Origin of the sequence: Pseudomonas sp. P8_229 (genome assembly GCF_034008635.1) — a bacterium.
Lineage (GTDB): Bacteria > Pseudomonadota > Gammaproteobacteria > Pseudomonadales > Pseudomonadaceae > Aquipseudomonas.
In genome coordinates, this window is the sequence record NZ_CP125378.1 from 1,746,854 (window position 1) to 1,759,441 (window position 12,588).

Below are 12,588 nucleotides of genomic sequence, written 5' to 3' on the forward strand. Positions count from 1 at the left end.
TTCCTTCTTACCCGGTTCGCCAACCTGCGCACAGCTGCCACCCCAATTCGTTTGGCGACGAATCGTGGCAGTTCCTACTTAAGAAGGAGCTCCACCTATGCACGCCCTCAATCCGTCCAAAATTCGCGCCTCCGCACATCGTGCAATGGCTCTCGCCGCTTTACACGCCAATTCCAGCCTCGCTACACGCCTCGCCCGTTACAACACTCACATGGCCAAAGCCCGCGAACTCGAAACCGCAGGCGGTGCCCAATGAACAACGCTTTGAGTTTCGCCCTGCCCGAAGACCTGCTTTGCGTGAATCCAACCGCAGAAGCCGGTGTGCCCATCGACGCCATCACCTGCGCCATTGCTCGTGCCGACTCGGTTCTGACGCTGCTTGAAGAACACTTCGAAAACGACTCCTCGCGCCTCGCTAATCATGTCATCGCCGCCGTCCTCTGGGACGTGCGCGGTACTCTTGGTTTGATTAAAACACTGACCTTGCACGGCGACTCCACTTCGATGCCTGCTGCGCAGAAAGGCGGTGCGCTATGAACACCTCCACCACCCTCGGGCATGCCACCTTCACTCGCGTGAACGCCTCCGATTTGAAGTTGTTCCGGGTCAATGCCGGAGTACCAGTCGAAAACGCACTGGAGATGGTTTCCCTGCTGCAGCATCACGCCAACCAACTTAACTTGGACGCCGCCATGAGCGACAGCGGTGAGCGTTTCAGTTGGCCTGCTCTGTACCTTGGCGAAATGGCCAAAGCGCTGATCGATGACATCAACGACGCGCTGTTTCTGCCGAGGGCTGACGCATGAGCCAACGCCCGAGCACCTCCGCAAAACGTCCAAGCTTTGCCGACGTGAAAGCCGCCGCGCTGAAAGGCATTGATCGCGTTCTGTCTCACTGGCTGCCCAATGGCAAGCGCGTCGACGGAGGCAAGGAATACACAGCACCCAACCCAACCCGCAGCGATAAGCGCGCCGGTTCGCTCAAGATCAATCTGAGCAAGGGCACATGGGCCGACTTTGCTACCGGCGACAAGGGCGGTGACCTGATTGATCTGGTGCGCTATCTGGACGGCAGCACCGACGTCGAGGCCTGCAACAAACTCGCAGACCTATTGAATGTTGCGCCCGGCACCGCCCAGGCGAAGAACGCGCCTGCCAAGACGAAAGCCCCTGAGTGGATTGCCATTCAGCCGATACCAGCGGAGGCCATGAACAAGTGCCCTGCGAAGCATCGGCAGCACGGCGCACCATCCAAGGTGTGGATCTACCGTGATACAGAAGGCCAGCCGCTTATGGCCCTCTACCGCTTCGACCTCACGCCAGATGAGGACGGCAAGCCGAAGAAGGTCTTTGCACCACTTACATGGTGCGAACGCGCCGATGGCCAAACCAAGCAATGGCGCTGGCAGGGGCTACCCGATCCACGTCCGCTGCTGCGACTTGATGAACTGGCTCAACGCAGTGACTCACCGATAGTGTTGTGCGAAGGCGAGAAAGCTGCCGATGCTGCTGCCGAACTGCTGCCGAACCACGTGGCCACCTGCTGGCCGAACGGCTCTAACTCTTGGCACAAAGCGGACCTGTCACCCCTCAAAGGGCGCGATGTGCTGTTGTGGCCGGATAACGACGACAGCGGCAAAGTCTGCATGGATACCGTCGCCGAGAAACTGCGCGAAATCGGCGCCGTCTCGGTTCGAGTCATCGCGCTGGAGGTGTTCAAGCGCAAGCCCACGCTGAAGAACGGCGCCGCTGCCTTCGCCAAAGGTGGTCAATGGGACGAAGGTGATGACGCCGTCGATGCGTCCGCCAAAGGTTGGACAGCCACCCACTTCGCCGAGCTGCAAAGCAGCGGCGAGCTGTATGGCTTGCTCGAGGAAAAAACATCCACGGAGCAGACTGAAGCCAAGCCGGAAGCGAAGGCGAAACCTGCGACCACACGCCCGAAAAAATCGAAAAACGATTTGATGCCCGGTGGCTTTCGACTCACATCCGAAGGTGTGTTTTATGCCGGTGACGACGGTGAGCCGCGTCCGGTGTGTTCGCCACTGGAGATCCTCGCCCGTACTCGCGACGACAAGGGTCAGAACTGGGGATTGTTGGTTGAATTTGACGATCCCGACGGCGCCAAGAAACGCTGGAACATCCCGGCCCGCACCATGACGGGTGACTTCGGCAAAGACGTGCTCGGGCCCTTGGTGGATATGGGGCTACGCCTCGCAGGTAGTCGGTCAGGGCGCAATGCACGCAACGACCTGCAGAGCTATCTCGGCGGCTTCGACAGCGCCCAAAGGGCACGACTGGTCACGCGCTTGGGTTGGCATGACACCGCCTTTCTACTGCCCGAGCAGCAAGTCGGCGCGCACAGCGAGCACCTGCACTTCTACGAAGCCGGTTCGCAACTTCCGCCAATCAGCGAAGCGGGCACGCTTGAGCAATGGCAGGAGCAGATCGGCGCGCTGTGCATCGGCAATCACCGTTTGGCGTTTGTCGTCGGCGTGGCTTTCGCGGGGCCGCTGCTGCACATGCTCGGCCATGAGTCGGGCGGCTTTCACCTGTATGGCGACAGCTCGGGCGGTAAGACCACCCATTTGCAAGTCGCCGCCTCGATTTACGGCGGGCCGCGTCTGGTGCGTTCGTGGCGCTCGACCGACAACGCGCTCGAATCCATCGCCGCCGCGCATTCCGACGGCCTTTTGGTCTTAGATGAAATCGGCATGTGCGACCCGCGCATCATCGGCGAGACGGTGTACATGCTCGGCAACGGCACCGGCAAAGCACGCGCTAACGATCGAGGCCAAGCAGGCCGTCAGGTGCAGGAGTGGCGCCTGCTGTTTCTCTCCACTGGGGAGAAAACGTTGGCCCAACACATGGCCGAAGCGAACAAGGAACTGAAAGCGGGTATGGAAGTGCGCATGCTTGCTGTCCCGGCCGATGCGAGCAAAGGCCTCGGCATGTTCGATACGCTTAACGGGTTTGAAGATGCTGCCGCACTGTCCGACGCGCTCAAGGCTCGCGTAGCGAAGTACTACGGCACACCACTCACGGCCTTTCTAACGGCGCTATGTGAACCCGGCAAGAGTCATGGATGGTCCGCCATCCTGCGCCGCACGCTGGAAGGTTTCATCGCGCAGTCGTTACCGGCGTCGGCCAGTGGACAAGCGCACCGTGCTGCCGCTCGCTTCGGTCTAGCCGCCGCAGCGGGCGAGCTGGCCACCGCGATGGGGATCACCGGCTGGCCTGACGGAACCGCCACCACCGCTGCTCGCGTGTGCCTCAACGCTTGGATGAACGAGCGCGGCGGTGCAGGTAACTTCGAGGGCGATGCGATCTTGGCGCGACTGCGCCAGGTCATCGAGCGCTTCGGTGAAAGCCGCTTCACGCGCTGGGAATCGGCGGCGGCAAAAATCGATGAGCACGGGCCGCGCACCATCGACCGACTCGGTTTTCGTAAGACGTTGGAGCACGGTCTGGGCGATTCCCTGCACACCACCAACACCTATTACGTGCTCCCTGAGCTATGGCGCTCGGAGATCTTCCGAGGCATGAACATCAACGCGGTGAACAAGGAATTGCTGCAGCGAGGTGTTCTGGAACCTGGGAAGGACGGTAAGGCGTCGAGCCTGATCCGGTTACCCGGTCTCGGCACGCAGCGTTGCTACATCGTTAAGACGATTCCGGGAATGGATGAGAGCGAGGCTCGGGCTGCCTGAGAGCATCTCTGCTGATCGAGGTACCGCCGGCCAAATCCCGGCCTCGCCAGCCACTCAACCAACCCACAATCGCATTGAGAGAGATCAGACAATGAACGAGATTCAAGAACTGAAAGACCGTCGTGACGAACTGCTGAGCGAGGCAGAACGACTCCAAACCGAAATGCTGCAACTCAAGACGGCGCTGGAAAGTGAAAAGCCCATTGAACCAGACCGCAAACGCGAATTGCAGGAGAAGTACAGCGAGGTGAAAAGTAAACTTCACTCACGTAAGCACAATGCCGACTTAATAAATCGGAAGATCATACGCCGTGAAGAACTCGCCAATTGCGATTCGCTGATGGCGGGTCACATCGAAGCGATGAATAACTGGAAAGCGGATGAGCAGGAGCTGAACGAAAAGCGTCATAGCCTCAGCACCCGCCTTGAGCAGATCCAACAACAAGCGGCAGAAGACATGGCCAAAGCACGTCAGGCCGAAACAGACGCTGCCACGGCATACGCGCAGGCCGTCGCTTGGGGTGACACCGAAGGCGAGAAGACCGCCAACACCGACGCACAAAAGGCCGCGAAGAATCTGACAGCCGCCGCCGAACATAACCGCCGGCAAACCCTGATCATGGCAGCGTTGGAGCAGGAGCTGGTGACGGTAGATAAATACATCACCGAAGCACAGGAAAAGCATAAAGAAATCGAACGAACCGCCCTATGGCTCTCTTACACGGTACTTGAAGAGAAGTGGAATGAGGCCGCAAAAGCGTTATTTGAGGTGGGTGGTAAGCTATGGGCTAACTACAACTTACTAGGCCTGGATCAGGTGAACCTGATGAAACTTACGGTTCCCGAAGAAGGTGAACGTTTCGGCAATTGGACGTGGCGTGAACTTTCCGACCGCGCACGTAAATACAGCGCACGCGACTTGGTGCAGCTCGACAGTTTGCTCCTCCAAAAACCCGAAGATGTGGCCACTCCAGAACAACACAAGGATGAACGTAATGAACAAGCCAATACAGAACAGCGTGAGTTGGTCTGACACGCTCAAAACTAGGAAGGCCCATCTCAATGCTCTGCTGAAGACCATCAACGCAGGGTCGGGCAGAGCTAGTCAGATACAAACGCTAACAATCAACGCGATTAATACGGAAATGGTGCATATTGAAAACCAACTGAATCGCCGGAAATAGTGCTGAACTTGAAACTCGCACTACCATCCAAATAACTCACGCATGACTTTACTGAACAAGGGAAACAACATGTCCAAACTCGCAGAATACCGTCAACTAGAAAAACACCTCGCCGAGCAGCTCCAAGCACTGGAAGCACTGAAGGGTGATGATGGGCTGAAGAAAGAAATCGAGTTTGAAGCCAAGCTGCGCAAGCTGCTCGAACACTATGGGTTCAGCCTGAAGCAAATCATCAACATTCTAGAGCCGTAAACCCAGGCGCGGCGTCAAGCCACAGCTCCGGCCGTCAGCACACGCAAACCACGCGAACTCAAGGTCTACAAAAACCCCAATACCGGTGAAGTTATCGAAACCAAAGGTGGGAATCACAAGGCGTTGAAAGAGTGGAAAGCGAAGCACGGTGCCGACGTCGTCGAGGGATGGCTGAAAAAGTAAGTCAGCCTCACATGAAAAAGGGCCCAAACGGGCCCTTTTTGTTAACGATCCTCGGCTACAAAGTAAAATCTCGTCGTAAGCTAGTTGCTGAACGGCAAATCTCTTCCATATTTATTGCATTCCTCTACTGGATCTAAGGCCCATTTCAGGCGAACGCTACGGTTCGAGACCGGCAGCAATTAACCAAAAGCAGACTTTCTTATTCAGGAAACAGCACCATTAAATGCGAATACTGCGCAAATGCCTCGGCCGTACCTGTTAAGCAATGAAAGCATCCTTTGGCAATTTCAAATCATTCCAAACATTTTCATCAGCTAGCCCGCTTAAATCAGAATTTAACATACCAATCAAACTGGACTTAAGCTCTCGAAACTTAACGGTTCCTAGTTTTTCAGACAACGGTATCAGCTTTACACAAAGTTCGATTCGACGCGCTAAAGATATAGAGTCTCCCGCCACAAGCTCCGCTAATACGTTGCAGCAATGGTCGCGCAAGTCAGCAGAGCTGAGCACATCATTTATGTCTTTCAGAAACCCATCCGTATCCAAACCAACGAAAATATAGCGCAAAACTTTAGCAGAAAATGAAACTACTGGTAATTCGCTCTCACTAAGCTCCATCAATAAATCATCTGGAATCACCACATCGACTCCATAGCATACTTTGTAAACGCACAGCAGATTCACTAAACCTTCTTTACATGGGTCAAGTATCAACTGGGCCGCCATCAAAGCAGAAGAGAATCTCTCACCCCTTATGTTACGCGTATGAGCCCTGAACTTATAAAATCGAGCCTTTAGGCAAACTTCACTTAGCGCGGTTAAATGTTCTGACCTCCAACAGCTTGCTGAAAAAATATTTAATGAGTCAGTATAAATATAAGAAAGCTTTTCATCATTCAACACCCCTATTAAATCGCTGCTTTCTTGTAGCGAAAGCTCGACTGGCACTTCAATGTTTATTAGTGCAATTGCTAGAAGCCCGTGTATTCGCTTAAGAGCGTATTCATTCTTTAGCTTGGGTATCAAGTTAACAAACTCAAACACGGCGAGCTTTATAGGGGCCAACTTGGTATTTTCGTTACTCCGCCATATACCCAAATCACCGGACAGGCTGTTGTTCTTAAAGGCAACCAGGCCCACACTACCTATCTGATTATTCATAGGAAATTCATCTGTATAACAAAAATCCTGAGAAACCACCCCCTTTTCACGCAAACGCAACTCCGCTTCTTTCCACGCCGTAACATCTCCATATTCACCTGAGTAAACTTTTGATGAAACAGAATCCAGAAACTTAAGCTCCGTTTGCAAAACCGTTGCTACGGGCCACGGTACATATCGGAGCATTGCCACGATCTTTGGATCGTCTGACGCTATATCGATAAAGCGTTGTACACAGAACGCCAAAGTATCTAGGGACGGATCTCTAGAAAAATCTGCGGCTGCAAAAATGAAAGACCATTCCGGGTGGACGTTGGCCTCCAACGTAGGGCGCATAACATGAGCCAACCCTTCGATCGCAACAATAGCAGTTGAAACGCCTATGTGTTCGCTTAACACCGTAGCCGTAAAAGTTTTAGGCGAACAGGCCGTTAAGAATTTCAGCTCACTAAGATAATCCAAAGTTTCACGCGCGTTGGTGCGTATTAAATTGTTGTACTTTCCTTCGAGTGCACTTGTATCACCCTCTGTATTGATCGCAACGAATCCAGCCGCGAGAATCGAATTTCTTACCGACTCCAGAGTAAAATTGGACTTCACTGGTATCACGCCATGTTTTACCACAGCGAATACGCTTTCTAAATCCCTAGGCCACTCTTCACCCAGAAAAAAAATGGCAGGCCTGCAGTTTATTGATGCCAGCTTAAGTATCAAACTCCAGGCAGCCGCACGCACTTCATAGTTACTGGAATTCAAGTACTTCATCCGCAACTCGTCAAACAGTATCGATTGGGTGTGCGACTCATATAACATATGCAAAGGTTTGCCAATGTAATCCAAACCATGATTAAGCAACTCTAACGCATGAATTGCCAACTGCCTTCTGTGCTTAGGTTGGTCCGCGGCAATTCCATCCATGAAGAGTTCGAGAGACAATAGCGCCCCACGCCCTACCACTCTATGCGAGTCAAGTGTATCCAGTTGACGCGGTATTCCGGTTATTGAGGATCTAATATAGTGAAGATTGTCCTCCGAAAAGCATCTACTAGCTGCGATAGTAAATACGTGTTGCCAATGTGACTTCCCTGCCAAATGCTGAAGCCGCATTTCTATAACCTCTGGCGCTGAAGCCGTCAAAGCTGAGGCTGCCATAAACTCTTGAAGAGATCTAACGTCAAAGCTTATACGACCTTCCTCTCTGCAAGATAATAGCACCAACCGATTTAAAGAGAGCTCACCCAACTCAACCAGCCGTTCCTTTATATCTTTTTCTGAAAATTCCTCCGACTCTAAATAACTACGAATCAAAGCAGAGAATTTCTCAAGATCGAGGTGCGAAGTCGCTTGCCCTGCCTTTTCCGCGTCCACATGCAACAACAACCCTGCGCGCTGATGTATGGGACCTATAAATTGTATGTTTTTATCAAGTATCTTTTGAGATTGACCGCTTTTGGATTTTTCGCGTTTTTTTAGTATTTCAAAGTAGTCATTAAACAAGTTCCACCGGGAAGTAGGGACTCCGCCTCCGGTATCTACAATCATGTGCAGAATTGTAACCTGCAATGGACTTTTCATTAGCCTTTCAGTGGTCGGATTTTTTATCGAGCTCTCTAGCTGAGTAATAATTTTTCGCTGACGATCCGTATCATCTTTATAATAAGCAGTAGTAAGTAGCTTAGCATAGGCAAGAGCTTTGTTTGAGTCCAGGTCTTGCAGCACCCAGTGCTGCCATAAAATTGGACTCAGATCCGAATTGTAGCCCTGAGGACGGCTGGTAGCGATTATAAATACATCACCATCCAGTGCATTAACCTCGGTTAAAAAATTCTGCATAGCTGATACTACGGCACTTCTTTCTCCGCTTGGAGGAACCTCATCCAACCCATCAAAAATTACAATCCAAGGAAAACTGCCAATCCATTCTCGTACATCTGATACGGATACCTCTACATCAGTCATATCCGCAAACTCATCCGCGATATGCTTCAGTATGGACGGACGATTCCCGCCTCTATCTTTTGCTTCACTAATCTTATCTGCGTATTGAGGCAACGACACACAGAAAGGATAACGGCTAGGCAAAACTGATGGTATATTTTCTTCCTTTGCGCGCTCGATGAATTCTTCAATAAGCTCTGAAACGCTATCCTCCAACATGTGACTGGAGTCTTCTTTTAGCATTGAAGCTCTGAATAGTTGCGCTAAAAAAAGAGAGGCTGTGGATTTCCCCTGACCCGGTCCACCTAGAAGTACAACATTACCAACCGGATTGTCTGCACCTGCACCTTCTTTCGACAAGATACTTGGTTTAAAAATACCTTTAGCAGTTTCAATCGACTCACTTACGAACTGAAACTCCTCCGCTCCCCACTCTTGCTTTCTTGCTGGAAGATCGACAAAAACTTGACTCGACCTGATCTGATCATCACTAACGCTTCCTGCGTCTTTTAATCTGACATTTTTGTCTTTTTTTATGGAATATTGAAGCATTAGCTTGAGAGCATAAGACAACTGTTTCTGCCTGGCGTTTACATTACTTAGCAGCTGCTCTAATACATCCCCTGGCGTTATCCACGCCGCAAAAGTAGTTCGAATATTTGGAGATAATGCTAATAAAGTCTCTAACTTCTCTGACGACCAAATATCAAAGCTCTTCAAGCCCAACTTTTGTTTCCATGTTTCCAAATGTTCGGAAATCTTCGTCATGCCGCCTTTACGCGACCTTCCGCCAACTTTTGAGTCAGCACCTGATAAATTAACGTTTGTCGCAATGATGTAGTATTCAGGCCTAATATAGTCTTTATCCGGATCAACATACTTACTGAGTTCAGACTCGAGCTGCTTGATTAGCCACTCAACATCAGAAGCTCCGCCTCTTAAAGTTTTTTTGAACTTGGCTTGCAGTACGATATATCCGTTCCATTCTGGATTTTTATATCCTTCAATAGATCCGGTATAGGAAAAGTCTCGACCCGCATCCGGCCCCATTGGATAGACCTGCCCAGTCAATCCAAATTTTTCGATCGCTAAAGATCTTACGATTTTCTCAAAAGACTCGCCGTTAAGTTTTTCAAAAGTAAAAGCTTCCATGTTTAAATGTCCTGTATTATCTTGAATAGGCTTTGCTATGATGATTTTCATCACCGGCACCAATGCATGGCATATTGACATGTATCTTCATCACATTTAAATCATTTTCTTCCGTACTGAAACTGAATGAACGTTCGAAAATCGAATAAAGATAAGCTCTGCTGAGTTTCATTTCAGTAGAGACTATTCCTAGCTCAGCAGGTGCTTACAGGCTGTATATCCTCGGCGGTACCATTTTAGTGACTCGACGCCTCCAGCGGATTGCTGCCTCTGGTGACTCCTAAAACAAACGCCGGTTACGTTCAACAGGCCCCCACACCTAAGCTAGGTGCGAGGGCCTTTTTGTGGGGGTACGGAAACCATGACCGCCGGGGGGGAGGAGGTCTACCATCCCCTATCAGTCTGGAGGACTCTGACTGGTATTCACTTGATCGGTAGCACTGCGCATGTCCTACGCCTATGAAGAGTTGCCCACCGTCGCCGAGCTGGCCCTGTAACGGGGGCAATCGCCGAACACGCTGACCACGCTGGAACTGAACAGCCGGCTTCTCAATGTCGGTTCGGGGAACTTTCGCGTTGAATTCGACCACTCCCTGGTCGGCCCCCACCCGCTAATGCGCTGTGCGTCGAACTACCCAGCGGGCTGCTGCAAGGTCCGATCGTCGACGGCAACAATGAGCCGGCCGGCGGCTGGTTACTGCTCAATGTTGAACAGGCCGAACTGCCGGCAGGATGAGGCCCAGTGATCGGCAAAAGTATTCAGGAAGAAGTGCTGCTTGCTCTGGTCGAGCAGCGGGCGGTGCGCGAGTGCCTGGTGGCCAAGATCGACGGTGGCCCCAACTGGGGACTATCGATTCGCCTAGTTGGCAGCGGCGCACGCGAGGTGCCGCTGCGCTAGCGACGTGAGCCGCTCCGCACCTGTGCCAGCCTGAAGACGGTGGGGCGCTTTGCCCAAAGTGTGGGCCTCAGCGAGGTCAGTGTGGAGCTGTAGCCGGCGACAGCTTCAACGCCAGTTGCATCATGACCACCACATCCGGTCAGTCTTTATTCACATGGCGCTACACGGCCAGATGACGCAGCGCTGACTTATTAAGCGTTACACGATTCGGCTTTGCTACACCAAAAACACAGAGCACTACCAAGTCGTGTAACGCTATATTTATCCAGTTAATTCATACACTTGGCTAACACCGCTACACCTGTAACACCAGTTACACGACATTTGACGGGTATTACCCCACTCCCCTAAGAGATGCATTCCCCCAGCGAAGAAATTCCAGCGGGGGCGGGGCCCCTGAGAGAATGAGGCGCGCACGGGGTCGGAAACCCGCCGGACTTTGTTAGCGGACAGGTGCCCAGCTTAGTGAACAGGTGAACCGGGTGAACACATCGTTCACCAGTGCAAATGCACAGTGTCTCGGAAAGTCGCCGGGGACCCTGAGCAAATCTGAAAGACACGGGGCACAAAACCCGCGTGATCTTGGCAGTGGCTGATTTTTGTACATTGGTTGACAGGTTGACTTGGTTGACGGCCTAAGGTGTCCATAATCATCAACACAAAAGGCCATCGTTACCGCTGCGGTAACGATGGCCTTTTTTCAGCAGAATTCTTTCGATTTCAATGCCTGAAATTTCAGTAACTTTGAAATCCTCCTACTAACACAGTCCTGCGGGTTTCCGACCCCGTGCATCATGATCGACTACAGGGTCCCCGGCGACTTTCGTGGTCTGTCTAGCGGGATGCCCAGGTGCTTGTGAGACTTCGCCCCCATGCACCGACTCAGCTTGGTCGGAAAGCTTGACGAACGCCCGGGTCTCGAAGACAAAGACTTTCTTGTTACCCATGAACCTACGCAGGAATATATGTTTTATACCTCTAAGCCACGCCAACTCATAAAAATCGACAGAGGAATGGATGCGATTCCTGCAGATGAGGTTACGGCAGAACTGATCGACACCTGGGTTTGTTCAAAAGCTTTTGATTTTCTGAAGGCGGTTCCGAGCCGCATTTCGTTTGTTCTAGAGCTGAGCGTCCACAAGGAGGCTTTCTGGAAAAGGCTTGTGGCTCTCGCCCCACGCCGCTACTGGATCAATAGTCAGCAAGCTGGCGTTCTTGTTTTCGACGCAAATCAAGATTGCGGATGCTTACGAACTTATCGCCTAACAACAGGTGAGACACATGATGAACTAGCGTTCACTAACAAACCCTGGATAAAACTTCAGTCGGAAGAGGAGCTTTACAAGCTGCTTGATACACCTACCGGGAAGCACGTATTCGAGGCTTGGCAAGATCACACCCGCAAAATTTTGAGTATGCCGATTCAGTTCGTTGAAGGTCGGCTAGCAAACACCAGCGTAGAAAAAACCTTCGTATTTGCGAAAGGAAATGGATGCGTCGTCTGTGGGAAAAACGCGGAATGCTATGCAGCAACCACGATCGGAAGCCCTACCGCCGCGGTGATGATTCAGATGTCGGTGTGTTCCGAACACTTGGCCTCAGCCAAAGAGCACCCATCCACCTTCAGCTTCTTAGCGTCTCTATTTAGTCTTTCCTGGGATTTGCCAGCGCTAAACAAACTTGACTCCATTCCAGATGACCTTATACCCACTATCCATACCCTAGCGGCAAAGGAGCTAGGTGGTACGGTTGGTTCAGCGCAGAAACGTAAGCGAGGCTGGCATCTCAGGTTGAGTCTACCCTCTGGCTGGCATTGGTTGCTCCGGGTCAACTCCATGACCGACTTCGCCTACATGCTGTACGAGCCCGGTATCCCAACAGAACGATATCGAGCCGACTCCGCTCGAGATCATCGCGATGTACCTTTTTTCCCCATCCATCAACATTCCAATCCCGATGAAGACGATGATGAAGTCACACCAAGCTTTCTCTATGGGCACCCACTATTCGACATCAAAGGGTTACTATCTGCTGGTAAGCGGTACGGCGCTTATTAAGCGCCAACATCAAACCGGACTACAGCAATCGTGCCCCTGTATCCCTCCGTG

At 51.8% G+C, this 12,588-nt stretch carries 8 protein-coding genes and 1 pseudogene; 8 read left to right on the top strand and 1 reads right to left on the bottom strand.

The genetic code is table 11. The features are described from left to right. Window positions 1-97: 97 nt before the first annotated feature. From QMK55_RS07810 to QMK55_RS07835, 6 genes and pseudogenes are all read left to right on the top strand, one after another. Window positions 98-256, top strand: a complete 159-nt coding sequence (locus tag QMK55_RS07810) for a hypothetical protein (protein WP_320328992.1) — start codon at window positions 98-100, stop codon at window positions 254-256. Then, the gene (locus tag QMK55_RS07815; RefSeq protein ID WP_083354188.1) at window positions 253-537 is read left to right on the top strand and encodes a hypothetical protein; all 285 of its coding nucleotides are present in this window, start codon (window positions 253-255) and stop codon (window positions 535-537) included. Before QMK55_RS07810 ends, QMK55_RS07815 begins: the two co-directional genes overlap by 4 nt. After that, window positions 534-806, top strand: coding sequence for a DUF3077 domain-containing protein (locus QMK55_RS07820; protein ID WP_320328993.1), 273 nt, complete (start codon window positions 534-536; stop codon window positions 804-806). The genes QMK55_RS07815 and QMK55_RS07820 overlap by 4 nt, the downstream gene beginning before the upstream one ends. Further along, complete coding sequence (locus QMK55_RS07825) at window positions 803-3,709, top strand: DUF927 domain-containing protein (RefSeq protein ID WP_320328994.1); 2,907 nt, start codon at window positions 803-805, stop codon at window positions 3,707-3,709. Before QMK55_RS07820 ends, QMK55_RS07825 begins: the two co-directional genes overlap by 4 nt. A gap of 91 nt (window positions 3,710-3,800) precedes the next feature. Next, on the top strand, window positions 3,801-4,742 hold the full coding sequence (locus QMK55_RS07830; protein ID WP_320328995.1) for a chromosome segregation protein SMC: 942 nt from the start codon (window positions 3,801-3,803) through the stop codon (window positions 4,740-4,742). A 220-nt stretch (window positions 4,743-4,962) separates the two neighbouring features. After that, window positions 4,963-5,328: pseudogene (locus tag QMK55_RS07835) on the top strand (histone-like nucleoid-structuring protein, MvaT/MvaU family). A gap of 258 nt (window positions 5,329-5,586) precedes the next feature. On the opposite strand, the gene QMK55_RS07840 reads toward QMK55_RS07835, so the two are convergent. Next, entirely contained in the window at window positions 5,587-9,633 is a 4,047-nt protein-coding gene (locus QMK55_RS07840; RefSeq protein ID WP_320328996.1) for a hypothetical protein, read from the bottom strand. A gap of 691 nt (window positions 9,634-10,324) precedes the next feature. Between QMK55_RS07840 and QMK55_RS07845 the strand changes: the two genes are divergently transcribed. After that, window positions 10,325-10,480, top strand: a complete 156-nt coding sequence (locus QMK55_RS07845; RefSeq protein WP_320328997.1) for a hypothetical protein — start codon at window positions 10,325-10,327, stop codon at window positions 10,478-10,480. An 872-nt stretch (window positions 10,481-11,352) separates the two neighbouring features. Next, complete coding sequence (locus tag QMK55_RS07850; protein ID WP_320328998.1) at window positions 11,353-12,537, top strand: hypothetical protein; 1,185 nt, start codon at window positions 11,353-11,355, stop codon at window positions 12,535-12,537. Window positions 12,538-12,588: the final 51 nt, after the last annotated feature.